General features: G+C 67.7%; 21 protein-coding genes and 1 pseudogene. 15 read left to right on the top strand and 7 right to left on the bottom strand.

Going from position 1 to position 25068, the window contains the following annotated elements:
• Positions 1–31 precede the first annotated feature (31 nt).
• Both AC07R7_RS14445 and sseA read left to right on the top strand, forming a co-directional pair.
• Positions 32–1045, top strand: coding sequence for a cysteine synthase A (locus AC07R7_RS14445; protein WP_494635633.1), 1014 nt, complete (start codon positions 32–34; stop codon positions 1043–1045).
• A gap of 34 nt (positions 1046–1079) precedes the next feature.
• A complete protein-coding gene (gene sseA, locus AC07R7_RS14440; protein WP_492839339.1) occupies positions 1080–1937 on the top strand; it encodes a 3-mercaptopyruvate sulfurtransferase in 858 nt (285 codons plus the stop codon).
• Here sseA and AC07R7_RS14435 read toward each other — a convergent pair.
• Positions 1934–2983 carry an amino acid ABC transporter substrate-binding protein gene (locus tag AC07R7_RS14435; RefSeq protein WP_494635632.1) on the bottom strand — a complete coding sequence of 350 codons (1050 nt, stop codon included), beginning with the start codon at positions 2981–2983 and terminating at the stop codon, positions 1934–1936. The two genes, sseA and AC07R7_RS14435, sit on opposite strands and share 4 nt — an antisense overlap.
• 72 nt (positions 2984–3055) lie before the next feature.
• Here AC07R7_RS14435 and AC07R7_RS14430 point away from each other — a divergent pair.
• A pseudogene (locus AC07R7_RS14430) lies at positions 3056–3133 on the top strand (hypothetical protein); the annotation flags it as partial.
• A 41-nt stretch (positions 3134–3174) separates the two neighbouring features.
• Entirely contained in the window at positions 3175–4329 is a 1155-nt protein-coding gene (metC, locus tag AC07R7_RS14425; protein ID WP_494635631.1) for a cystathionine beta-lyase, read from the top strand.
• Here the strand turns inward: metC and AC07R7_RS14420 are convergent.
• The gene (locus AC07R7_RS14420) at positions 4326–4736 is read right to left on the bottom strand and encodes a GFA family protein (protein ID WP_494635630.1); all 411 of its coding nucleotides are present in this window, start codon (positions 4734–4736) and stop codon (positions 4326–4328) included. The genes metC and AC07R7_RS14420 overlap by 4 nt on opposite strands.
• Positions 4737–4920: 184 nt before the next feature.
• On the opposite strand from AC07R7_RS14420, the gene AC07R7_RS14415 reads away from it, so the two are divergent.
• The 3 genes from AC07R7_RS14415 (at position 4921) to AC07R7_RS14405 (ending at position 7983) form a co-directional block, all read left to right on the top strand.
• Positions 4921–5394 (top strand): DUF4126 family protein, encoded by a 474-nt coding sequence (locus tag AC07R7_RS14415; protein WP_494635629.1) that lies wholly within the window; start codon positions 4921–4923, stop codon positions 5392–5394.
• Positions 5395–5396: 2 nt separating this feature from the next.
• The gene (locus AC07R7_RS14410; RefSeq protein WP_494635628.1) at positions 5397–6779 is read left to right on the top strand and encodes an FAD-containing oxidoreductase; all 1383 of its coding nucleotides are present in this window, start codon (positions 5397–5399) and stop codon (positions 6777–6779) included.
• A 124-nt stretch (positions 6780–6903) separates the two neighbouring features.
• Positions 6904–7983, top strand: coding sequence for an alkene reductase (locus tag AC07R7_RS14405; RefSeq protein ID WP_494635627.1), 1080 nt, complete (start codon positions 6904–6906; stop codon positions 7981–7983).
• 23 nt (positions 7984–8006) lie between these two features.
• Here the strand turns inward: AC07R7_RS14405 and AC07R7_RS14400 are convergent, their stop codons facing one another.
• Positions 8007–9650 carry an NAD(P)/FAD-dependent oxidoreductase gene (locus tag AC07R7_RS14400; RefSeq protein ID WP_494635626.1) on the bottom strand — a complete coding sequence of 548 codons (1644 nt, stop codon included), beginning with the start codon at positions 9648–9650 and terminating at the stop codon, positions 8007–8009.
• Positions 9651–9887: 237 nt separating this feature from the next.
• On the opposite strand from AC07R7_RS14400, the gene AC07R7_RS14395 reads away from it, so the two are divergent.
• The 7 genes from AC07R7_RS14395 (at position 9888) to AC07R7_RS14365 (ending at position 19762) form a co-directional block, all read left to right on the top strand.
• Positions 9888–12614 carry a TonB-dependent receptor gene (locus AC07R7_RS14395; RefSeq protein ID WP_494635625.1) on the top strand — a complete coding sequence of 909 codons (2727 nt, stop codon included), beginning with the start codon at positions 9888–9890 and terminating at the stop codon, positions 12612–12614.
• Positions 12615–12866: 252 nt separating this feature from the next.
• A complete protein-coding gene (locus AC07R7_RS14390) occupies positions 12867–15788 on the top strand; it encodes a TonB-dependent receptor (protein WP_494635624.1) in 2922 nt (973 codons plus the stop codon).
• 100 nt (positions 15789–15888) lie between these two features.
• Positions 15889–16410, top strand: coding sequence for an RNA polymerase sigma factor (locus tag AC07R7_RS14385; protein ID WP_492885433.1), 522 nt, complete (start codon positions 15889–15891; stop codon positions 16408–16410).
• Positions 16400–17380: a FecR family protein gene (locus AC07R7_RS14380; RefSeq protein WP_492885435.1), complete on the top strand. Its 981-nt coding sequence runs from the start codon at positions 16400–16402 to the stop codon at positions 17378–17380. Before AC07R7_RS14385 ends, AC07R7_RS14380 begins: the two co-directional genes overlap by 11 nt.
• A gap of 54 nt (positions 17381–17434) precedes the next feature.
• Positions 17435–18337, top strand: a complete 903-nt coding sequence (locus tag AC07R7_RS14375; RefSeq protein WP_494635623.1) for a LysR family transcriptional regulator — start codon at positions 17435–17437, stop codon at positions 18335–18337.
• A gap of 154 nt (positions 18338–18491) precedes the next feature.
• Positions 18492–19559 (top strand): NAD(P)H-dependent flavin oxidoreductase, encoded by a 1068-nt coding sequence (locus AC07R7_RS14370; protein ID WP_492885439.1) that lies wholly within the window; start codon positions 18492–18494, stop codon positions 19557–19559.
• Between the two features lie 20 nt (positions 19560–19579).
• Positions 19580–19762 (top strand): helix-turn-helix domain-containing protein, encoded by a 183-nt coding sequence (locus AC07R7_RS14365; protein ID WP_494635622.1) that lies wholly within the window; start codon positions 19580–19582, stop codon positions 19760–19762.
• Between the two features lie 4 nt (positions 19763–19766).
• On the opposite strand, the gene AC07R7_RS14360 is transcribed toward AC07R7_RS14365, so the two are convergent.
• Together AC07R7_RS14360 and AC07R7_RS14355 are read right to left on the bottom strand one after the other, a co-directional pair.
• A complete protein-coding gene (locus AC07R7_RS14360) occupies positions 19767–20480 on the bottom strand; it encodes an SDR family NAD(P)-dependent oxidoreductase (RefSeq protein WP_494635621.1) in 714 nt (237 codons plus the stop codon).
• A 389-nt stretch (positions 20481–20869) separates the two neighbouring features.
• Positions 20870–21568 (bottom strand): FABP family protein, encoded by a 699-nt coding sequence (locus AC07R7_RS14355; RefSeq protein ID WP_494635620.1) that lies wholly within the window; start codon positions 21566–21568, stop codon positions 20870–20872.
• Between the two features lie 369 nt (positions 21569–21937).
• On the opposite strand from AC07R7_RS14355, the gene AC07R7_RS14350 reads away from it, so the two are divergent.
• Positions 21938–22957 carry a serine hydrolase domain-containing protein gene (locus tag AC07R7_RS14350; RefSeq protein ID WP_494635619.1) on the top strand — a complete coding sequence of 340 codons (1020 nt, stop codon included), beginning with the start codon at positions 21938–21940 and terminating at the stop codon, positions 22955–22957.
• 4 nt (positions 22958–22961) lie between these two features.
• On the opposite strand, the gene AC07R7_RS14345 is transcribed toward AC07R7_RS14350, so the two are convergent.
• A complete protein-coding gene (locus tag AC07R7_RS14345) occupies positions 22962–23588 on the bottom strand; it encodes a glutathione S-transferase family protein (protein ID WP_494635618.1) in 627 nt (208 codons plus the stop codon).
• A 135-nt stretch (positions 23589–23723) separates the two neighbouring features.
• Positions 23724–25067: a hypothetical protein gene (locus AC07R7_RS14340; protein WP_494635617.1), complete on the bottom strand. Its 1344-nt coding sequence runs from the start codon at positions 25065–25067 to the stop codon at positions 23724–23726.
• Between the last annotated feature and the right edge of the window lies 1 nt (position 25068).

Below are 25068 nucleotides of genomic sequence, written 5' to 3'. Positions count from 1 at the left end.
AGCCAACCGAAAGATCCTCCCAAGGCCCCGCATGACCGCCCTGCCCAGCGTCCCCCTTTCGAGCGTTCTAGACGCGATCGGAAACACCCCGCTGATCCGCTTGCGCCACGCCAGCGAGGTCACCGGCTGCGAGATCCTGGGCAAGGCCGAGTTCATGAACCCCGGCCAGTCGGTCAAGGACCGCGCGGCCTTGGGCATCATTCGTGACGCGGAGGCCAAGGGCCTGCTGAAACCCGGCGGCCGCATCGTGGAGGGCACCGCCGGCAACACCGGCATCGGCCTGGCCATGGTCGCCTCGGCGCTGGGCTACAAGACCACAATCGTCATCCCGCGCACCCAGAGCCAGGAGAAGAAGGACGCCATCCGCCTGCTGGGCGCGGAACTGGTCGAGGTGGACGCCGTCCCGTACTCCAACCCCGACAACTATGTCCGCTATTCCGGGCGGTTGGCCGAGGAACTTGCCAAAACTGAAGGGAATGGAGTTGTCTGGGCCAACCAGTTCGACAATGTCGCCAACCGCGAAGCCCACTATCGGACGACCGGCCCGGAAATCTTCGAGCAGACGGGCGGTGAGGTCGACGGCTTCATCTGCGCGGTCGGCTCGGGCGGCACCCTGGCCGGCGTCGCTCAAGCCCTGCGCGAGCGCAAGCCCGGCGTGAAGATCGGTCTGGCCGACCCCTACGGCGCCGCGCTGTACGCCTGGTACAAGGACGGCGCGCTGAAATCGGAGGGAACCTCGATCAGCGAGGGCATCGGCCAAGGCCGCATCACCGCCAACCTGAAGGATCTGGTCATCGACCACCCCTACCGCGTCGCCGACGCGGAGATGCTGGAGGTGCTGTACGATCTCGTCCAGCACGAGGGTCTGTGCCTGGGCGGCTCGTCGGGCGTCAACATCGCCGGCGCGATCAAGCTGGCCCGCGAACTGGGTCCTGGCCACACCATCGTGACCATCCTGTGCGACCACGGCTCGCGCTACCAGTCCAAGCTGTTCAATCCCGAATTCCTGAAGGAAAAGGGCTTGCCGACGCCGCCTTGGATGTAAACTCGTCGCCGAGTCTGATCCTGAGAGGCGTCCCATGGCCATCCCGTCCGATCCGCTGGTCTCCACCGCCTGGCTGGCCGAGCATCTCGACGCGCCGGACGTGCGCGTGGTCGACGCCTCGTGGCACATGCCCGCCGCCCAGCGCGATCCGGCCCAGGAGTTCCTGGCCGCTCACATCCCGGGCGCGGTTTTCTTCGACATCGACGGCATCTCGGACGAGACCTCCGACTTGCCGCACATGATCCCGACGGCGGTGAAGTTCGCCTCGCGGGTCAGGAAGCTGGGCCTGGGCGACGGTTCGCGGATCGTCGTCTACGACAGCAGCGGCATCCTGCCGGCCGCCCGCGCCTGGTGGCACTTCCGCGCCATGGGTCACGAGGACGTCGTGGTGCTGGACGGCGGCCTGCCCAAGTGGATCGCCGAGGGCCGCCCGGTCGAGGACGGTCCGGCAATGCCACAGGAACGGCACTTCACCCCGCGCTACCAGGCCGACATCTACCGCTCGCTGGAGCAGATGCGCGAGATCGTCGCGACCGGCCGCGAGCAGATCATCGACGCCCGCGCCGCCGGCCGCTTCGAGGGCAAGGACCCCGAGCCCCGCGCCGGCCTGCGCGGCGGCCACATGCCCGGGGCCCGCAACATCCCGCTCTCGGCCCTGCTGGCCGCCGACGGGACCATGCTGCCGGCCGAGAAATTGAAGACGGTGTTCGAGTCCGCGGGAGTCGACATCAACAAGCCGATCACCTCGACCTGCGGCTCGGGCATCACCGCCTCGGTCGTGGCCCTGGCCCTGGCGCGTTTGGGCAAGCCGCGCTCGGCGGTCTATGACGGCTCATGGACGGAATGGGGCGGCCTGGCGGACACGCCGGTGGTCACCGGCCCCGCGGCTTAGCGCATCGGCGGAGCGTACAGCAGGCCGGGCTTGGGCGCGTTCCACAGCGCGTTGAGGCCTCGGTCCAGCTTCAGGGCCGAACCGCCGCCAATATCGCGGTCGAAGATCTCGCCGTAACTTCCCCCCGCGATAATCGCGCGGTAGGCCCAGTCGGCGTCCAGGCCCAGCATGGCGCCGAACCCGCCCTCGCCCAGCAGCCGCCGCGCCTCGGGATCGGCGCCGGTCTTCATGTCCTTGGCGTTGGCCTTGGTCACCCCGTGCTCCTCGGCCAGAACCAGGGCGTAGAGGGTCCAGCGGACGATGTCGGTCCAGGCCGGATCGTCCTGGCGCACCAGCGGTCCCAACGGTTCCTTGGAGATGGCGTCGGGCAGGATCACGTGGGCGCCTGGATCGTCCAGCACCGACCGCGCCGCCGCCAGCGCCGAGATGTCGGCGGTGAAGGCGTCGCACTTGTCGGCCTGGTAGGCGGCGCGGGCCTGTTCCTCGCTGTCGAACACCATGGCCGTGTAGGCGATGCCGCGCGCTCTGAAGAAGTCCTCCAGGTTCTGGGCCGAGGTGGCGCCGGTCTGGACGCAGATCTTGGCCGTGTTCAGCTCGACGGCGCTGGTCAGGTTCAGATTGCGGCGGACCATAAAGCCCTGGCCGTCGAAATAGGAGATCGCCGCCATGTCCAGCTGGTCGCCGGCGTCGCGCGAGAAGGTCCAGGAGGTGTTGCGCCACAGGACATCGACCTTGCCGGTGCGCAGAGCGGTGATCCGCTCCTCGTTGCCCAGCGGCACGAAGGCGACCTTGTCGGGCTTGCCGAGCACGGCGGCGGCCAGGGCGCGACAGAAATCGACGTTGAAGCCGCGCCAGTGTCCGCCATTGTCCCGGAAGGCGAAGCCCGGCAGCTCGGGATTCACCCCGCAACGCAACTCGCCGCGCGCCTTGATGGCCTTCAGGGTCTTGCTGGGCGCGGCGGGTTTGATGGCCAGCGGCGGCGCCTGTTCGGCGGGACGCGGCTCGGGCGTGGGTTTGCGCTGGCCGCACCCCGCGAGCGCGAGCATCGATAAGACCACTACGCCAAAACGCACCGACACCCGATCACTCCTTGAACCGTGCGCGCGCGGCGCTAGAGCCTGCCTGAGCAGGCTCTATCTCTTACGCTTAGAGCGTGGCAGACGCCAAAACCGCTCACACTTTTGGCTGCCACGCTCTAAACCACAACCGTACCGCCGCGTCGCCGAGAGTCCCCGCCATGGATGAAGAAACCCGCCTGATCCGCAAGGGCTCCGAACCGACAGCCCTGGCGCGCACGGTCAATCCGCCGATCCAGCGCGCCTCGACGGTGCTGCTGCCCAACGCCGCGTCACTGTACGACGACGACCAGATCACCTACGGCATCACGGGCCTGTCCTCGCCTGCCGCCCTGCAGAAGGCCCTGGCCGAGCTGGAGGGCTCGCCGGACGTCACCCTCTATCCCTCGGGTCTGGCGGCGATCACCGGCGCCATGCTGGCGGTGCTGAAGACGGGTGACGAGATCCTGGTGGTCGACAGCGCCTACAAGCCGACACGCCGGTTCTGCGACCGCGTCCTGACCCGTTTCGGCGTCGCCACCACCTACTATGACCCGGCGCTGGACGCCGACGGGCTGATGGCGCTGGTGACGCCCAAGACCCGAATGATCCTGCTGGAAGCCCCGGGCTCCCTGACCTTCGAGATGCAGGACGTGCCGGCCATCGCCAAGGCGGCCAACGACCGTGGCGTCATCACCCTGATCGACAACACCTGGGCGGCCGGCCTCTATTTCAAGCCCTTGGCGCACGGCGTGACAATCAGCGTCCAGGCCCTGACCAAATATATCGGCGGCCACTCGGACTGCTTCATGGGCTCGGCCACGACCATGGATGCCGACATCGGCAACGCGCTGGGCGACGCCATGTGGGACATCGGCTGGTCGGTTTCGCCGGACGACGCCTACACCATGCTCCGAGGCCTGCGGACCCTGACCACGCGCCTGCCCCGCCATCACGAGAACGGTCTTGTCATAGCCCGCTGGCTGCAGGACCGTCCCGAGGTGGCGCGCGTGCTGCATCCCGCCCTGCCCGGCGATCCGGGCCACGCGCTCTGGAAGCGCGACTTCACTGGCGCCTGCGGCCTGTTCGGCGTGGTGCTGAAGCCGTGCAGCCAGCGCGCCGTCCACGCCTTCCTCGACGCGCTGAAGCTGTTCGGCCTGGGCTTCTCGTGGGGCGGCTACGAGAGCCTGGCCATTCACTGCGATCCGCAGCTTAAGAACCGCTCGGTCCCGGTCAGCCTGGAAGGCCCGCTGTTGCGTTTCCACATCGGCCTCGAAGCGATCGAGGATCTGAAGATCGACCTCGACCGCGGGTTCGAGGCGCTCCGCTCGGCCTAGAGGTAGCGCATCTCGGCTTCGCTAGGCTGCTCCCACCAGAGATTGTCGCGGCCGTTGGCATAGCTGATCGGCGCGGCGACGAGCTCCTCCGGCGTGGTGTCGTCCAGCGTCGCCACTTGGATCGTGACGAAATCACCGCCCAGTTCGGCGACATGGCCGTGGCCGAACACCCGAACACCGCACGTCGCGCAGAACCGATGATGGCAGCTCATCGAGCCGAACAGGTAGTCGCCCAAGCGATCCTCGCCTGCCAGCAGTCGGAAAGCATCTGGCTTCATCAAGGCGCCCCAGCTGCGGGTCTTGGCGCAGATCGAGCAATTGCAACGGCCGGTTCCGGCCTGCAGGTCAATCTCGGCTTCGTAGCGCACGGCGCCGCAGTGGCAGCTGCCGGTATGGGTCTTGAGCATCGGATGTCCCTCTCGGTGTTTCGTTGCTCACCGTTCTAGGAACATGCTGCTGACAGCCTGCTGTCAGTATCGACGTCGCGATCACGCCAAAAGCGATTGGAACATGCAATCGCCGCGTAGGCTCTTGCGGTCAGGTTGCAAGGCAAGCCAGTCTCGGCGTCTCGTTGTGAGGGGGAGTCTTTTCATGTTGCTCTACGTGTTCGCGTTGCTGATCGGCATGATCGCCGGTCTGCGCGCCATGACCGCGCCCGCCGCCGCCGCCTGGGCCGCCCGCTTGGGCTGGCTGCCGCTGGCCGGCTATCCGCTTGCCTGGCTGGGCGGGCTGATTCCGGTCCTGGTCCTCAGCGCCCTGGCCGCGCTGGAACTGATCGCCGACCAGCATCCCAAGACGCCGAGCCGCAAGGTTCCGCACCAGTTCATCGCCCGCGTGCTCACCGGCGCCTTCGCCGGCGCGGCCCTGATGATGCCCGGCACCCACTGGCTGCGCGGCATGGTCATCGGCGCGGTCGGCGCGGTGATCGGCACGTTCGTCGGCGCCGAGTTCCGGGGTCGCCTGGCGGCCAGGTTCGGCAAGGACAAGCCGGCCGCCATCATCGAGGACGTCGTCGCCGTCGTCGGCGCCTTCGCGATCTTCTTCCTGGCCAAGGCCGCGATCTGACCATGGCCGCCGCCGAAGCCTTCGACGCCATCATCATCGGGGCCGGTCAGGCCGGGCCCTCCCTGGCCGGTCGCCTCAGCGCCGCCGGCTGGACCGTGGCGATGGTCGAGCGCAAGGACTTCGGCGGCACCTGCGTCAACACCGGCTGCATGCCGACCAAGACCCTGGTCGCCAGCGCCTACGCAGCGCATCTTGCTCGCCGCGCGGCGGATTACGGCGTCGTCCTCCAGGGCGACGTCGGCGTCGACATGAAGCGGGTCAAGGATCGCCAGCAGACGGTGGTCCGCGACGCCCGCGGCAATGTCGAAAAATGGCTGCGCGGCATGAAGGGCGTCACGGTCCTCCAGGGCCATGCCCGCTTCGAGAGCGCCGACACGGTCCGCGTGGGCGAGCGTCTGCTGACCGCGCCCAAGATCTTCCTGAACGTCGGCGGCCGGGCCAACGCGCCGGACATGCCGGGGATCGGTGACATCGACTACCTGACCAATGTCGGGATGATGCAGCTGGACACCCTGCCCGAGCACCTGGTCATCGTCGGCGGCAGCTATATCGGGCTGGAATTCGCCCAGATGTTCCGCCGCTTCGGCAGCCAGGTGACCGTCGTCGAGATGGGCCCGCGCCTGATCGGCCGCGAGGACCCGGAGATCTCCGACACGGTCCGCGAGATCCTGGAAGCCGAGGGCGTCACCGTCCGTCTCAACGCCGAGTGCATCAGCTTCAGCACTTGCCCGGAAGGCTACTGCGTCCATGTCACTTGCGAGGCCGGCGCGCCGCAGGTGACCGGTTCGCACGTGCTGCTGGCCGTGGGCCGCAAGCCCAACACCGACGACCTGGGACTGGAGGCCGCCGGGATCGCGACCGACAAGCGCGGCTATGTCGTGGTCGACGACCAACTAAAGACCAATGTCCCGGGGATCTGGGCGATGGGCGACTGCAATGGCAAGGGCGCCTTCACCCACACCGCCTACAACGACTTCGAGATCATCGCCGCCAATCTGCTGGATGAAGATCCGCGCAAGGTCAGCGACCGCATCACCTGCTACGGCCTGTTCATCGACCCGCCGCTGGGTCGCGTGGGCATGACCGAGGCGGAGGCCAAGGCCAGCGGCCGCACGCTCCTGGTCGGCCAGCGCCCGATGACCCGCGTCGGCCGCGCCGTCGAGAAGGGCGAGACCCAAGGCTTCATGAAGGTGGTGGTCGACGCCGAGACCAAAGAGATCCTCGGCGCGGCGATCCTGGGCCTGAACGGCGACGAGGTCGTCCACGGCATGCTGGACCTCATGTACGCCAAGGCGCCCTACACGGTCATCTCGCGGGCGGTGCACATCCACCCCACGGTATCGGAGCTGGTCCCGACCATGCTCCAGGAACTGAAGCCGCTTTAGATTTTCACCGCGTCGCCTTCAGACGAAATCGCGACTGTTGCGGTTGCGATAGAAAGCCCAGTCCCCACCTAGCTTCGCAGACGCCGACGGAGGGTCGGCGCCCCGTTCGAGGGACAAGTCTCCTATGCCTACCCTGTTCGACCCGCTGCGCGTCGGCGCGCTTGAATTGCCCAACCGCGTGGTCATGGCGCCGCTGACCCGCCTGCGCGCTGGTCCGACCAACATCCCCAACGCCCTGATGGCTGATTACTACGCCCAGCGCGCCTCGGCCGGTCTGCTGATCACCGAGGGCGTGCCCGTGAGCCCGCAAGGCATCGGCTATGCTGGCGTCCCGGGCATCTGGTCGAAGGAACAGACGGAAGCCTGGAAGCAGGTGACCAAGGCCGTGCACGACAAGGGCGGCCGCATCTTCATGCAGATCTGGCACGTCGGCCGGATCTCCGATCCGGAACATCTGAACGGCGAATTGCCGGTCGGCCCAAGCGCCATCGCCGCCAAGGGCCACGTCAGCCTGCTGCGCCCCGAGCGCCCCTACCCCACGCCTCGCGCCCTGACGACCGAGGAAGTCGGCGGTGTCGTCGAAGCCTTCCGCCAGGCCGCCCAGAACGCCAAGGACGCCGGCTTCGACGGTGTGCAACTGCATGGCGCCAATGGCTATCTGCTCGACCAATTCCTGCAGGACGGCTCGAACCAGCGCACCGACCAGTATGGCGGCTCGATCGAGAACCGCGCCCGCCTGCTGCTTGAAGCCACCGACGCGGCGATCTCCGTGTTCGGCGCCGACCGCGTCGGCGTCCACCTGGCCCCGCGCGCCGACAGCCACTCGATGGGCGACAGCAACCTGCCGGCTACCTTCGGCTATGTCGCCAAGGCCCTGGGCGAGCGCAAGATCGCCTTCATCTCGGCCCGCGAGTACGAGGCGGCCGACAGCCTGGGTCCGGCGCTGAAGGCGGCGTTCGGCGGCGTCTACATCGCCAATGAGAAGTTCGATCTGGCCAGCGCCAACGCCGCCATCGCGGCCGGCAAGGCCGACGCCATCGCCTTCGGCAAGGCCTATATCGCCAATCCGGACCTGGTGGAGCGCCTGAAGAAGGGCGCGCCGCTCAATGCGCCCGATCCCACCACCTTCTACGGCTTCGACAACGGCGCCCGGGGTTACACCGACTATCCGACCCTGGCCCAGGTCAGCGAACCGGCCGAGTGATCGATGCGATCCTCGCGATGGCTTCAGGTCGTCGCGGGGATCAGCCCCTCGGCCAGGTAAGCCTGCGCCACGGCCTCGGCGACCTTGATGCCATCCACCGCCGCCGAGAGGATGCCGCCAGCATAGCCCGCGCCTTCGCCGGCCGGGAACAGGCCGGCGGTGTTCAGGCTCTGGAAGTCCTTGCCCCGGGTGATCCGGATCGGCGAGGACGTCCGGGTCTCTACGCCCGTCAGGAGCACGTCGGGGTGGTCGTAACCGGCGATCTGGCGACCGAAGACCGGCAGCGCCTCGCGCATGGCTTCGATCACGAAATCCGGCAGGCAGGCCGACAGATCCGTCAGCGTCACGCCGGGCTTGTACGACGGCGCGACCTCGCCCAGTTCGGTCGACGGCCGCCCGGCCATGAAATCACCGACCTTCTGGGCCGGGGCGGCATAGCTGGAACCGCCCGCCACATAGGCCAGGCTCTCCCACTTGCGCTGGAACTCGATCCCGGCCAGCGGATGGCCCGGATAGTCGCGTTCGGGGTCGATGCCGACCACGAAGCCGGAATTGGCGTTCCGCTCGTTGCGCGAATACTGGCTCATGCCGTTGGTGACGACACGGCCGGGCTCCGACGTCGCCGCCACCACCGTGCCGCCCGGGCACATGCAGAAGCTGTAGACGGTGCGGCCGTTCTTGCAGTGGTGCGACAGGCTGTAGTCTGCCGCGCCCAGGTCGGGGTGGCCCGCGCAGGCGCCGAAGCGCGCCTTGTCCATCCACGACTGCGGATGCTCGATGCGCACGCCGATCGAGAACGGCTTGGCCTCGATATGGACGCCACGATCGTACAGGACTTCGAAGGTGTCGCGGGCGCTATGGCCCAGGGCCATGACCACGTGGCTGGCCTGAAGGTATTCCCCCCCGGCGATATGCAGCCCCTTCAGCCGGCGCGCGCCGTCGGCGTCGACCGCGATGTCGAAGTCCTCGACCTTGTGCCGCCAGCGATACTCACCGCCCAGGCTCTCGATCAGCGCGCGCATCTGTTCGACCATGTGCACCAGGCGGAAAGTACCGATGTGCGGATGGGCCTCGGTCAGGATCTCTTCCGGCGCGCCCGCCTTGACGAATTCCTCCAGCACCTTGCGGCCCAGGAAGCGCGGATCCTTGATCTGGCTGTAGAGCTTGCCGTCCGAGAAGGTCCCCGCTCCGCCCTCGCCGAACTGGACGTTGGACTCCGGGTTCAGCTCGCTCTTGCGCCACAGGCTCCAGGTGTCCTTGGTCCGCTCGCGCACGACCTTGCCGCGATCGATGATGATCGGCTTCAGGCCCATCTGCGCCAGGATCAGGCCGGCGAACAGGCCGCAGGGGCCGGCGCCGATCACCACCGGGCGCGGACCGTCGAAGCCCTCCGGCGCCTTGGCCACGAAGCGGTATTCGGTGTCGGGCGTGATGCGGACGTGGTGGTCGCCCGTAAAGCGCGCCAGCACGGCGGCCTCGTCGCGTAGCGCCACGTCGACCGAATAGACCATCAGGATCGCCGACTTGCGGCGCGCGTCGTGAGCGCGGCGGGCGACTTCGAAGCTCACCAGGTCGTCGGCCTCGATCCCCAGCCGTTCGACGATGGCGGGCTTCATCGCCTCCGGTGGATGGCCGAGCGGCAGCTTCAGTTCCGAAATACGCAGCATGGCGGGCGTCTTAGCCAAAAGCGGGCCCGCGCGCCATCGCGATACGCATCCTCGGCGCGCCGTCCAAAGCCATCCGCACAAGGATAAATCACGATAACCGTCGCAAACACTTCATAAAATTCCAGCGCCGAAAGCTGTCCCCGCCAAGGCCTCGGCCGCCTCTCCCCGCCTGACGACCGGCGGGGAAGCCTCCCCGTCCCGTCATCGCTCAAGCGGAAACCGCAAGGGATCGGGGCCATGTTCAAAGTCACCAAGTTCAACCTTCTGACCACGACGGCGCTGACCGTCGCCGTGCTGGGCGTCGCCGCCCAGGCGCACGCCGCCGAGACGCCGGCGGCCGCTCCGGCTCCCGCCGCCGCGCCTGGTGACGTCTCGGAAGTCGACGCCATCGTCGTCACCGGCTTCCGCGACAGCCTGCTGCACGCCCGCGACCTCAAGCGTAAGGCCGTCGGCGCCGTCGACGTGATCGTTTCCGAGGACATCGCCGCCTTCCCCGACCTGAACCTGGCGGAATCGCTGCAGCGCGTCCCCGGCGTGACGATCTCGCGCGACAGCGGCGAAGGCCGTCAGATCACCTTGCGAGGCCTGGGTCCCGACTTCACCCGCACCCAGCTGAACGGCATGGAAGTGCTGGGCAACACCGCCTCGGGCATGGACAACCGCGGCGGCGTCAGCCGCTCGCGAGCTTTCGATTTCAGCCTGTTCGCCTCGGAACTGTTCAACCGCGTAACGGTGCAGAAGTCCTACGCCTCAGAGCAGGACGAAGGCGGCATCGGCGGCACCGTGCAACTGGCGACCGCCAAGCCGTTCGACTATCCGGGCTTTAAGGCCGTGCTGTCGGCCAAGGGCCAGCGCAACAGCAACGCCGACGACAAGATCACGCCGCGCGTGGTGGGGCTGATCTCGAACCGCTGGGGCGACTTCGGCGCCCTGGCCTCGATCGCTTATGGCGAAACCGACTCCAACGAGTTCGGCTATCGCAGCTACAATTGGGGTCGGATCCGCGCCAATCCAGGCAATATCGGCTCGGGGGTCAGCGCCGCCGACGCCGCGCGCCTGACGGCCGCCACCGCGACCGTCTTCGCCCCGCAGGCCAACACCTATTCGACCTGGTTCGACCACCGCAAACGCCTGGGCGCGACGGTGGCCCTGCAGTACGAGCCGGGCGACAAGCTGAAGCTGGCCTTCGACGGCCTGTACAGCCAGCTGGAAAACAGCCGCCAGAACTTCTCGCTGGCCACTTCGGGCGTCAACAGCCTGACCGGCAACATCACCGGCACGCAGGTGATGCAGACGGCGGTGATCCAGGGCGACACCCTGATCGCTTCCAGCTACACCGGCGTCGACATCCGCAGCGAATTCAACCGCGAGGAAGACAAGACCAAGTTCTATCAGCTGGGTCTGAGCGGCTCGTACCAGGCCACCGACAAGCTGCTGCTGTCGGGCCTGATCGGCTACTCGAAGTCGGACTACGCCCTGCCGGTCTTCGACAAGGTGTTCCTGGAATCCAAGAACTACGCCTTCAGCTTCGACGACCGTCCGAGCATGCCGATCAACACCTACGGCCCCGGCCTGACCGACCCGGCCAAGTGGGACCTGATGCGCATGGACACCCAGGAGAACAAGATCTCCTCGGAATACACCAACGCCAAGTTCGACGTGGCCTTCGCCGCCAACGAGATCTCCACCCTGAAGGGCGGCGTCTCATACAAGAAGTTCAAGAACTACGGCGCTCAGTGGGGCGACAAGCAGTTCAGGAACGTCCCGGCCAACACCAAAATCCCGGACAATCTCAAGCTGGTCCTGCCGTTCAAGTCGCTGGGCGCCTACATCGTCGGCGACGTCGATCCGGTCTACGCCCAGATCGGCCAGACGCGGAACCTGGAAGCCCAGGGCGCGAAGTTCGCCACCCCGGGCACGGCCTTCACTGTGACCGAGGAGACCAAGGCGGCCTATCTGCAGTACGACCTGAACACCGAGATCCTGGGCAAGGGCGTTCGGGCCAACGCCGGCGTGCGCTACTATTCGACCGACCTGAGCTCGGACGGCACCCTGAACACCGGGACCAGCCTTCAGCCGGTGTCGATCAAGCACAAGTATAACGGCTGGCTGCCGGCCCTGAACGTGGCCGTCGATGTCAACGAAGGCATGGTCGCCCGCTTCAGCGCCAACCGCGACATCAGCCGCCCGGCCCTGGGCGACCTGGCCGCCGCCGGTTCGCTGACCACCGCCCCGTTCGGCGGCACGATCAGCACCGGCAATCCGAACCTGACGCCGTTCACCTCGGACTCGATCGAAGGCTCGCTGGAGTTCTATGACGGCAAGGTCGGGTCGTTCACGATCGGCGTCTTCTACAAGAAGCTGAAGTCGTTCATCACGTCGCAGACCAGCATCATGCCCTATTCGCAGACGGGCTTCCCGCTTTCGTTCCTGCTGCCGGGCCAGGATGGCTCGATCCTTTACAACGTCAGCCGCCCGGTGAACGGCCCCGGCGCCGACATCCAGGGTCTGGAAGCCTCGTTCCAGCGTGACTTCGACTTCCTGCCCGCCCCGTTCAACCACCTGGGCGTCGTGGCCAACGGCACCTATGCCGACGGCTCCTCGCCGGTGATCATCAGCGGCCAGTCGGTGACCCTGCCGCTGTTCCAGCTGTCGAAGTACTCGGCCAACGCTACCATTTATTACGAGACGGATGCCTGGGGGATGCGCCTGTCGACCGCCTATCGGGACAAGTACCTGACCGGCGCCGGCGGCAACGGCAACATCGGCGACGGCTACAAGGCGACCAACAACATCGACTTCGCCGCACACTACAACGTGCTGCCGAAGCTGAAGCTGACGCTGGAAGGCATCAACCTCTCCAACGAGCACAGCATCCAGTTCACCGACATCGCCGCCAAGCGGACGACGGTGAACGTCAGCAGCGGTCGCACCATCCTGATCGGCGCGACCTACGAGTTCTAAGCCCCTTCCAAGAGACCCCTTGAACTGGGCCGCCGTCCTCTTCCGGATGGCGGCCCTCTTTTTCGCATAGCCGGCCAGACGTTGCCGTTGGGCCACGCCGGGGCGCTCGGACAGATCCGTCCACAGAACCTTCAAATTAGTGACATGCGTCCTTTGTAGGGGTTCGCGCGGGCGCCTGAAGCTTTGCCGGCCGCCGTTGTGAGGACGCTTATGGCGGGACGGCGCGCCTGGCTGTCACGATCAGGTCCAGTCATGGCCGGCTCGGTACTGGCCCTGGTCGCCGTGGCGCCTGTGTGGGCCGAAGCGCCGAAGCGCTTCGAGATCCGAGGCGGCGATCTCTCTCAAGCCCTCAACGCCTTTTCTCATCAGGCCGACGTGCCGGTCATGACCCTGGCCGACATCCGCCGCCGCACCAGCCGGGGCGTGCGCGGCCTGCTGACGCCAGAGCAGGCGTTGAACCGTCTGATCGACGGCCAGAACCTGCGCGCCGTGGCGGCCGGGGGCGGCTATGTCCTGCGCGAAGCGACCGCCCCCCTTTCACCGCCTCCTCCCGTCGCGCCGCGCTACCTGCCCTCGCCCGAGGCGCCGACCGAGGTCGACCAAGTCGTCGTCACCGGCTTTCGCGAGACCCTGCTGCACGCCCGCGACTTGAAGCGGCGCGTGGCCGGCGCCCAGGAGGTGATCCTGGCCGAGGACATCGCCGCTTTCCCCGACCTCAATCTCGCTGAGTCCCTGCAGCGCGTGCCCGGCATGACCATCTCGCGCGACACCGGCGAAGGCCGGCAGATCGCGCTACGGGGCCTAGGCCCCGACTTCACCCGCGCCCAACTGAACGGCATGGAGGTCTCGGCCTCGACGGCCTCGGGCATGGACAATCGCGGCTCGGTCAGCCGCACCCGGGCCTTCGACTATTCGATCTTCGCCAGCGAGCTTTTCAACAAGGTCACGGTCTGGAAGTCCTACGCCGTCGACCAGGATGAAGGCGGCATCGGCGGCACGGTCGAGCTGCGCACGGCCAAGCCCTTCGACTATCCGGACGACAAGCTGGCCTTCTCGGCCAAGGCCCTGAACAACAGCGCCACCGGCGTGGTCAGCCCGCGCATCGCGGCCCTGGCCTCACGGCGCTGGGGCGACGTCGGCGCGCTGGTCTCCGTGGCCTATAGCGAAAATGACGCCAACGAGTACGGCTATCGCAACTGGGGCTGGTCGCCGGTGACCTTCGGCGCGGCCAATATCGGGCCGGACGTAGCGCGCGACGTCGCCGACCGCCTGCTGGCCACCGGCCCCGACCGCGTCGTCGCGCCCATGGCCGAGAGCTATTCGACCTGGTTCGACCACCGCAAGCGGCTGGGGGTCACCCTCTCCCTGCAATATGAGCCCGGCGACCGCGTGAAGCTGGGCGCGGACCTTCTCTACGGACGCCTTTCCAACGATCGCGACGAGTTCTCCCTGGCGGCGGCCGGCGACAATCCGCTGACCGGCGACGTCAAGGGAACCCAGCGCCTGCGCGCCGCCGAGATCCGGGGCGACAGCCTCGTCTATGCCGACTATTCCAGCGGCGTCGATCTGCGCAGCGAGCATAAGCGCTCGGAGGACACGACCGTCTTCCTGCAGGGCGCCATCAATGGCGAGATCCAGGCCGGCGACCGTCTGCGCCTGCGCGGCGCGGTCGGCTATTCGAAGTCGGATTTCGAAGGACCGGTCTTCGACAAGATCTTCCTGCAGGCCAGCGACAAGGCCTTCACCTATGACCTGCGCGGCGGCGATGCGGCGGCGAACAGCACCTACGGCTTCGACCCGGCCGATCCCACCCAGTGGAGCTTGATGCGGGCCGACACCCGCGAGGATCAGGTCGTCAACCAGTTCACCACCGGACGCCTCGACTTCGACTACCAAGCCGCGCCGGTCCTGACGATCGAGGGCGGCGCCCAGTACAAGGCGTTCCGCAACGACGGCTACACCCGTCGCGGCCGCGCGGACTATCCGACCGGCGGTTCCGCGCCCCAGGCGGTCAAGGAACTGGTCTTCGAGAAATCGCTGCGGCCCTACATCGTCGGCGACATCGACGCGACCTTCGCGCGCCTGGGCCTGAACCGCGACCTGACCGAAGCCGACGACATCCCTGGCTCGCACTATTCGCTCAGCGAGAAGACCTTCGCCGCCTATCTGCTAGCGCGGACCACCGGCCTGGTGGGCGACAGGACCTGGCGCGGCGATTTCGGCTTCCGCTACTACGCCACGGACCTGACCTCGGCCGGCATGGTCAATACCGGGACCAAGCTGGAGCCGGCCTCGATCCAGAGCCACTATGATGGCGTACTGCCCGCCCTGAACCTGGCGGTCGACCTGTCGCCGCGCGTCGTCGCCCGGTTCTCCGCCAACCGCAACATCAGTCGGCCAAGCCTCTCGGACCTCCGCGCGGCCGGCAATGTCAACTCGGCCCCGTTCGGCGGGACCATCGCGGCCGGCAATCCAAACCTGCACCCGTTCCTGGCCGACGCGGTCGAGGGCGCGCTGGAGGTCTACCAAGGTCGCGGAGGCTATTTCGCCGTCAGCCTGTTCTACAAGCGGATGGACTCATTCATCACCACGGCGACCAGCGCGGTGCGCTATGGCTCGACCGGCTATCCGCTGTCATTCCTGGCGCCCGGCAACGGTCCTGATACGGTCTACACCTTCGTACGACCGGTGAACGGCGACGGCGCTTCGATCAGGGGGATCGAGCTGGCCCTGCAGCGCGACTTCACCTTCCTGCCCGCCCCATTCGACAAGCTGGGCTTCGTCGGCAACGTCACCCACGCCGCCGGCCGCTCGAACGTGCTGATCGAGGACCGCTCGATAGCCCTGAACCTCTTCCAGCTGTCGGAATGGACCTCGAACGCGACGCTCTACTACGAGACCGCGCGCTGGGGCGCGCGGGTCTCCTCGGCCTACCGTTCGGGCTATCTGGACGGCGCGGGCAGCCCGGGCTCGATCGGCTCGGGCTACAAGGCGTCGAACAACGTCGACTTCGCCGCCCACTACAACACAGCCGGCGGACTGCGGATCGTGCTGGAAGGCGTCAACCTGACCGACGAACCGATCACCCAGTACAGTGACATCACCGAGAAGCGCCTGACCGCCCGCACGGTCAGCGGCCGCACCTTCACGCTGGGTGTGACCTATGAATTTTAAAGGGCCAACTCCGAGGCCCAAACATTTTCTGTCCCCGTTCGCGCGGCTCGCGCCTCTCCCCTCCATGGACGCGTGCACGACCATGCCGACTGGAAGCGCCATGAAGGACGTCCTCGCGGAGTTACGACCCCACGAGCGCAAGCTGGCGGCCTATATCGTGCGGCGATCGAAGGATCCCACGCGCGCCGAGGACATCCTGCAGGAGACCCTCCTGACCGTGATGCGCCAGGCGCGAAAGCAGGAGATCACTCAACCGCTGGCCTATGCCTACCGGGTGGCGGACTCGCTGATCTACGCCCAGGCCCGCCGCGACCGGCGCGAGGAGCCGATCGGCGACGAGGACTTCGGCTGCGACCTGCCGCTGCCCGACGCGGTGCTGGAGCACAAGCAACGCGCCGCGGTGTTCGAGAAGGCGCTGAAGCGTCTCTCGCCGCTGCGCCGCGACATCTTCATCCGCCGTCACATCGACGGCCAGTCCAGACAAGCCATCGCCGACGATCTTCGGATCAATGTGGAGGCCGTCAAGAAACACCTCGTGCGGGCCATGACCGAACTGGCCGGCGCGATGCAGGACGCGGCGGTCAACGCCGCGCGAGAAGGGAGCCGCCAGGATGCGCGCTAACGACAACTGGCGCCCGCCATCCGACGAGGACTTGGAGATCGCGGCCGACTGGGCCGATCGCCTGCCAGACCTCACGCAAGCCGAACGCGACGAACTGGAAGCCTGGCTGGCCAGCGCGCCCAGCCGCGCGGCCGCCTTCGCCCTGATGCGTGACACCCAGCGCGACACCGCCCTGCTGGACGCCGTCGAGCGCGTCCGCGTCGCGCCCGCCAAGAGGCGACAACTGCGCATGGGTCTGATCGCCGCCGGCGTCGCCATGGTCGCGGGGCTGTCGGTCATGGTGCTGATGCGTCCGTATCTGAGCGAAAGGCCGATCGACCTGGCCACCCCGGTGGGCGCGCGCGCCGAGCATCGGATGAGCGACAAGTCCGTGATCAGCCTGGCCGCCGACACCGGCGTCTCGGTGCGCTACAGCCGCGCCGCCCGCGACGTGGCGCTGAACAAGGGCGACGCGGTGTTCAACGTCGCCAAGGACGCCAAGCGACCCTTCCGGGTCCATGCCGGCGACACCCAGGTGACCGCCGTCGGCACCACCTTCGAGGTCGAACTGGTCAGCGACGCCGTCCAGGTGCGCGTGTTCGACGGCGTGGTGCGGGTCAACCGCGACGGGGCCGAGCGCCGTGTCGGCAAGGGCGAGTGGCTGATGCTGGTCGCCGACCGCGCGCCGGTCCAGGGCCGTCTGGGCGCCGACAGCTACCAGGCTTGGCGCTCCGACTGGCTGGACGCCGACGCCCTGCCGCTGAAGTATGTGATCGCCCGCCTCAACCGCTACACCGCCCAGAGTGTGGCCCTGCATGACGCGGCCCTGGGCGAGCTGAAGGTCAGCGGCCGGTTCAAGCTGGACCGCCCCGCCGAGTCCCTGGCGATGATCGCCGCCCTGCTGGACATGCGGACCGACCCGGACGGCCGCAAGATCTATCTCTCGCCGCGCCAGACCCCGTCGCAGGCGGCGCGGGAACCGACGACCTAGCCCCGCGCGGCGGATGGGCTATGGTTCCGAGGTCGTTCTCCGCATGGAAGGTTCATGGACCGCATAGACGCCATGAAGGTGTTCGTGACGGCGCTGGACGAGGGCAGCCTCGTCGGCGCGGCCCGCAAGCTCGGCCGCTCGCCGGCCGCGGTCAGCCGCGCCATCGTCTTGCTGGAGAACCACGTCGGCGCGCCGCTGCTGCACCGCACGACCCGGGTCATCAGGCTGTCCGAGGCCGGCGAGCGCTACGCCGCCGCCTGCCGTCGGGCCCTGGTCGACCTGGAGGAAGCCGACATGCTCGTCGCCGACGAGAAGTCCGCCCCGCGCGGCGTGCTGTCGGTCACCGCGCCGGTGTTCGGCGGCGAGGTGATCTTGCGGCCAATCATCGAGGCCTTCATGGACGCCTATCCCGAGATCGGCGTCCGCCTCAACCTGTTCGACCGCCCGGTGAACCTGATCGAGGAAGGCCACGACGTCGCCCTGCGCTTCGCGGCGGTGCAGGACTCGACGCTGACGGCGGAAAAGGTCGGCGAAATCAGCCGCGTGGTGGTCGCCGCGCCCGCCTATCTGGACAGCGGCCCGCCCATCATCGAGCCGGCGGATCTGGCCGACCACTGGATCATCGCCATGGCTCGCTTCGGCGTCGACTCCTGGAGCTTTCCGGGCGCGCCCCTGCCGCGCACGGTCGCGATCCAGCCGCGTCTGGTGGTCAACAGCGCCCGGGCCGCCATAGCCTCGGCCGTCGAGGGACGCGGCGTCACGCGGCTCTCCTCGCACCATGTCGCGGCCGAATTGAAGGCGGGAGCCTTGCGGCGGGTGCTGGAGAAGGACGAGCCGCCGCCCCTGCCCGTCAACCTGGTCACGCCGCACGGCCGCCAGGCGATCCCCAAGGTTCGCGCCTTCGCCGACTTCGTCGTCCCGCGCCTGCGCGCGGCTTTCGAAGGCCTGGCCGACTAACGGCCCAACAGCACGGTCGCCAGGGCGGCGATCCGCCAGCGAATGGACGGGGCGACTATTGCGCCTGACGCAAGCGGGTCTTCCGATGGGCGGGCGTTCGGTCGGGACGCGATCAGCGCTATGACTGCCGTGCTCAGCTAACAGGACAATACCCATGACTAGCATCCTGCGGCGGATCGGCATGCGACTTCCGATCGTCCAGGCGCCCATGGCGGGCACATCCACTCCCGCCCTGGCCGCGGCGGTGACAAACGCGGGCGCATTGGGATCGATCAGCGTCGGCGCGGTCGACGCCCCCAAAGCCGGCGAAATGATCGCCGCGCTGAAGGCGCTGACCGACGGCCCGTTCAACGTCAACGTCTTCACCCACCAGCCGGCCAAGGCCGATCCGGTCCGCGAGCGCGGCTGGACAGAGGCCCTGCGCCCGGTGTTCGCGGCCTATGACGCCGAGCCGCCGGCGATGCTGAGCGAGATCTACACCAGCTTCAATGTCGACGACGCGATGCTGGAGACGCTTCTGGCGGCGCGTCCTGTCGTGGTCAGCTTCCACTTCGGCCTGCCGCCCGAGCCCGTCATCCAGCGGCTGAAGGCCGAGGGGATCATACTGCTGGCCTCGGCCACCAATCCCGACGAAGGCCGCGCCGTCGAGCGCGCCGGCGTCGACGCGGTCGTCGCCCAGGGCTGGGAGGCCGGCGGCCATCGCGGCGTGTTCGATCCGACCGCGCCCGACCCACGGCTCGGCGCGATGGCCCTGACGCGTCTGCTGGTCCGCGAGCTCTCGATCCCGGTGATCGCGGCTGGCGGCGTCATGGATGGGGCCAGCATAGCCGCCGCGCTCGACCTCGGGGCCGTGGCCGCCCAGATGGGCACGGCCTTCATCGCCTCGCCGGAGTCGAGCGCCGACGCCGATCATCGCGCGGCCCTGCTGGGCCCCGGCGCGGCGGCGACCGAAATGACCCCGCTCATCTCCGGCCGGCTGGCGCGCTCGCTGCCCAACCGCTTCACGGCCCTGAAAGACTCGTTGGGCGGCGTCGCACCGCCCGACTATCCGATCGCCTACGACGCCGGAAAAGCCCTGGCGGCGGCGGCCCGGGCCAAGGGCGAAGGGGGCTTCGGCGCCCAGTGGGCCGGCCAAGGCGCCCCGCTGGCCCGCGCCCTGCCCGCCGCCGAACTGGTCGCCACCTTGGCGGCCGAGCTCGAAGCGGCGCATAGAGGACACTGATACTTCGCCAGGGGACGCGCGTGGATCGCCTCGACGCCATGAAGGTCTTCGTGGTGGCGCTGGACGAGGGCAGCCTCGCCGGCGCCAGCCGCGTCCTGGGTCGTTCTCCCGCCGCCGTCAGTCGCGCGATCGCATTCCTGGAACAACATGTCGGCGGCCAACTACTCTATCGCACCACGCGCGGCATGAGGCGGCATGGCTGACCCCTTACCAGTGACCAGCGGCCTGACCGCCGTCGACATAGAGGGTCGAGCCAGTCACGAACGGGGCCTTTTCGAGGTAGAGGATGGCGTCGACGACGTCCTGGATCTCGCCCATCCGGCCGACCGGATGCAGGGCGGCCAGGAAGTCATGGGTCTCGGGGCCATGCATCGGCGTCTTGATCACGCCCGGCGCCACGGCGTTCACGCGGATCCCGCGACCGGCATACTCGATCGCCAGACCCTTGGTCGCCGCCTTCAGCCCGCCCTTGGTGATCGAGGCCAGCACGGCGGGCACGCCGTTGATCGGCTGATCAACCAGGCTGGTGGTGATCTGCACCACGTGGCCAGAGCCCTGCGCCTCCATATGCCGGATAGCCTGCTGGGTGATGAAGAAGAAGCCGGCCAGGTTGGTGTTGATGTTGGCCGTCCAGTCCTCGATCGAGAACGCGGTGAAGGGCTTGGCGGTGAAGACGCCCGCGTTGTTGATCAGGGTGTCGACGCGGCCGAACGTCCGGATCGTTTCGGCCACGATCCGCTCGGCCGCGGCCGGGTCGGAAACGTCGCCAGCGATGTTCAGGATGTCCGGATCGGCGCTCGGCCTGATCGAGCGCGAATTGGCGACGACGCGGTAGTCGGCGTCGCGATAGGCCTTGACCAGGGCGGCGCCGATGCCTTGCGAGGCGCCGGTGATGATGACGACTTTCTTGTGCGTGTTCATGGATCTTCTCCAGGTGGCGGCGACCTCGCCGTCGATGGAGAGAAGGTGGTCCACGCCGCCAGATGATCGAATACCCGCCACACGATAGGCAGCCTTGCGCACACCGGTACAATCCGACGCCACAGCTCCGGGACACCTGTCGCCGTTGGCGGCCTTCTCCTGGCTGAAGGCGACGGCCGCCGAGCATGGCTGGCGCACGGCCATCGACGCCACCCGCGCCTCGACCCAGCCCCTGTGGCGCAGCTGGTCTGCCGAGCAGAAGCAAGCCTTCCTGCGCCACGCCCGTCCCTTCTGGGAAATCCATCGCCACCGCCTGGCCCCGCAGGTCGCCCGATTCCGAAGTTCGTCGGAGCTTGCCACAAGCGCTTGCGAACTTCGGAATCGGGACACTAGCCTTTGACCGGCTCACCGATCGCGATGAAGCCGTGGGCCTGGCTTCGCGTCGCTTCGCCGGTGGTGATGCGCATCAGGGGGTTGGGCCGCGGCTCGGCGACCTTGGTCAGGGCGTTGCGGTCGACATGGCGGAACGGCGCCGTGCGGCCGCGGACCTGCAGCATGGTGGTGGAGGTGTAGGACCACCCGCCATCGGCGTCGAAGCGGATGTCCAGCTCGTAGGAGTCCGTCCGGAACGCCCACTCCAGGAAGTCGGTCGAACAGATGCCGTAGCCGGGGCCGCCCCGCTCGGCGCGGACCACCAGGCCAGAACCATCCTCGGCCGCACGCCCGGCGGCCAGGGCCACCTGGCCGCGCGGAATGGCCAGGGTCTGCAGGATCAGGCCCGTCGCTGGCTCGTACAGCCAGTAACCGACCTGGTCGTGGAAGGTGGCTTCCTCGTCCGAGGCGACGATGTGGACATGGTAGCGCAGGCCATAGAAAAGCTGCGGGCCGTTGGCCTGAGGGTCTATGGGCTGCATTTCGATGCGCTCGAGGAAGTCGCGCCGTTCGGGGCCATCGGCCTTCGGGTTCAGATCGACGCCCTTCAGCCCCTCCCACACGCCTGCCAGCCGACGCAGCGGACCCAGATTGGCCAGCGCATCCGGATCCACGTCCGAAGGCTCGGTGAAGATGTCGTCGGGAAAATTGATCATGCCGGCCTCCGGTGACGCTTGACCCCGGCTCTAGCGGCCCGGGCGCGCGGGTCAAGTCGAAGAACCTCTACTTAGGCGTTCGCCCGGGTGTAAGCGCGGTCCTAAATGCGGTCTTGATGATCGACGCGCCCGAAGGCGAGCATGCGCCGGCCATGGTTTCCTTCCTTGCGCTCCCGCGCCGTGGACCTGAACACGGGCATAGGATGTCGCGCTCAGAAGGTGGCGTCGATCGCGTTCGGAAGACTGTGGCGACCGGCTTGGTCGCCGACGGTATGATAGTAACGGTGGCCGCCATAGAGTCCGATGGCCGAGGCGTAGCGGCCTCGATCACATTGCGACAAGGGCTGATAAACTTAAGGGAGCCGGCTCATGCCGTTCGCGATTTCACGCCGGACCATTCTGGCCAGCGTCGGGCTCCTCGCGGCCTCGCCCGCCCTTGGCGCCGCGACATCCAAGGCCCTGCAGCCGGTGCTCGACTATGTCAGCGGCCAGAACACCACCGGCTTCCTGGTGGTCCAGGACGGCAAGACCCTGGTCGAAAGGAACTGGCCTCTGCCGGCCGATGCAGGCCAGTTCCAGGCCAGCTTCACCTACGGAAAGACCATGGACGGCGCCCTGCTGGAGGATGTCGCCTCGCAACAGAAGAGCTTCGTCTCGATGCTGGTCGCCATCGCCATCGACAAGGGCCTGATCGATGTCGACAAGCCGGTCGATCACTATATCGGCGCGGGCTGGTCAAAGGCTTCGCCTGAGCAGGAAGCCGCGATCCGCGTGATCCACCTGCTGACGATGGCCTCGGGCCTGGACGAGAAGCTCGCCTTCGTCGCCCCGGCGGGAACGCAATTTTTCTACAATACCCCGGTCTATGCGGTCACAAAACGCGTCGTGACCGCCGCCGCCAAGCTGCCGCTGGAGACTCTCACCCACGACTGGCTGACAGCGCCGGCCGGCATGAGCAACACCGCTTGGCGCCAGCGCCCGGCCGCCTTCGCCAGCGTCGGCAACGCCACGGGCCTGGTCACCTGCCCACGCGACGTCGCCCGGTTCGGCCAGATCGTGCTGGACGGCGGCAAGGCGGCCGACGGCAAGCGGATCGTCTCCGAAGCGAGCCTCAAGGCCATGTTCGTCCGCTCAGCGACCAACCCCGCCTATGGCCGGCTGTGGTGGCTGAACGGCGGCTCGGAAACCCTCCGCGCGATGGGCCGCGCCACGCCCGGTCCGCTCATTCCCGCCGCTCCCGCCGATACGATCGCCGCTCTCGGAGCGCTGGACCGCCGTCTGTACGTCACGCCCAGCCGCAAGCTGATCGTTGTCCGCCTGGGCCAGGCCGTGGCCGACAAGGACTTCGACCAGCAGCTGTGGCTGCGCCTTTCGAAGGCGCTGGGCTGACGCCTCAAGCCGCCTTGGCGTCCTGCGCCGCCTTGGCGGCCAGAAACGCCGGCCGCGCGGAGAGTCGCTCCCAATAGGCCGCGACTTCCGGGCTGAACTTGTGATCCAGCCCCAGGGTGCGGGCCAGCAGCAGGGCGTAGCCGACGCAGAGATCGGCCGTCGTGAACCGTCCGGCGCACAGCCATTCGCGGTCGGCCAGGGCGCGGGTCAGATGGCGCAGGCGCGACAGGAACCACTGGGCGTAGTCGTCGGCGGCCTGCTTCACCCGACGCTCCTCAGGCTCCAGCCGCGTGTAGCGCAGCACGATCGTCTGCGGGAACGTCAGCGTCGCCTCGCTGCGATGCATCCAGTCCAGCCACAGGCCGTAGTCGGGCTCATCGACCGCGACCGCCAGCGGCGTAGGACCATGGCGCGTGGCCAGGTACTGCGGAATCGCGGCCGACTCCGTCATCCGCGTCTCGCCGTCGACCAGCAGCGGAATGGTGCCCAGCGGGTTCAGCGCCAGGTACTCAGGCGCCAGGAAGCGCGGCGGGAACGGCAACAGGTGCAGGCGATAGGCCAGCCCCATCTCCTCGAGCGCCCAAAGGGCTCGGAACGATCGCGCGTCATGGCAGTGATAGAGTTCGATCACCGGGGTCCCCTCGCCTAGCCCAACAACCGCCGTCCGAAGGCGGTGTAGGCAATCTGATTGCGGCGATCGTACAACAAGAATTGCGATTGACCGCCGGCCCACGGATTCACGGCAAGGCTGCCGGCGGCCGTGCGCCTACTTCAGACCCGGCTTGGCGCGCGGATAACTGCGGGTCGACAGCGCCGGAACCTTGTAGTCGACCTGGAAGTGGCAGGCCTCGCCATAGGTCTTCACGGCCTCGGCGCACCCGGCGGCCAGGGTCGCGGGGGTGGGCTTGGTCCCCCGCTCGATCCAGGCGGTCATGGCGCGCAGCAGGGCGGCGTATTCGGGCGTGGCGAGCTTGGAGTGCTCGTGCTCGTCGGTGAACGACTGGACCAGCAGGTCGCTCTTGCCAGCCTTGGCGACGGCGTCATGGAACACCTGTTCCAGTTCGACGAAAGCGGTCGGATCGTCGATGGCGTGCATCGTCAGGGTCGGAACCAGTAGCTTGCCGGTCAGGTCGCTGTCGTCGGCCAGCTTGCGCACGCCTTCGGGATCGGCCGCGAAGCGGATCACCCCTTTGTTCAGCGCCTTGTCGTCGTCCGAGCCCCTGTAGACCACGCCGATATTGGTGAAGGGGTTCTTGCCGTCCAGCCGCTTGTTGACCATGTCGGCGAAGGTGAAGGTCGCCCAGCCCAGGTGACTGCCCAGGGTGCGCTCGGGGATCTTCGTGACGGCCAGGATGTTGGTCAGGTTGCGCTGCTGCCGGGCGGTGCGCTGGCGGGCTGGCAGGTCGACGCCGGTGCAGGCGTTGACGCGCTCGTCGAGCTCCCTGTTGGTCAGCTTCGAACCGACGGGCTGGCCTTGCCACAACGGATATTGGGTCTCGCCCTTCTCCGGGTGGTTACCGCAATAGTACTGGTAGACGGCCCGCAGGTCGGCGCGGAAGTCGTAGGCGCGCGTGCCGCCCGAGACCACGCCGCTGGTGAGGATGACGCCGTCATAGATCAGCTTGCCATCGGCGTCCTTGCCGTAGAGCTCGGCGGTCTTGGCCGCGACATTGCCGCCCCAGGACTGGCCGTGCAGCACCGTGCGCCTGGGTCGACCGTAGGTCTCCCAGAACAGCTTGCGCAGGTTGTCGCTGTCCTCGGCGGCCGAGCGGACGCCGTAGCCTTCACGGCGATAATTGGAGCCGGCCCAGGCGTAGCCCTCGGCGACGGTGACGGCGAAGCGCTGCAGATCCTCGATCGCGTCGTCGGGCTTGGGCTTCTTCAGGCGCGGCCCGCCATGGGTATGCAGGACGAGCGTTCCGTTCCAAGCCTTTGGAATAGCGATCCAATAGTAGGCGCCATTCATGTCCTGGCCGGCCATACATTTGGTCTCGGCCGGCAGACCATCGGGACAGGTCTTTGCGGCGGGCGCTTCGGCATGGGCGGCCGAGGCGGACATCGCCAGGCCGAAAGCCAGAGCGGCGCCCGAGAGCTTGGGGGACAGCTTCATC

Source organism: Caulobacter sp. GW821-FHT05F04, assembly GCF_059419665.1.
Note: the sequence above shows the minus strand (reverse complement) of the source record. Positions and strands in the feature narration are given on the sequence as shown.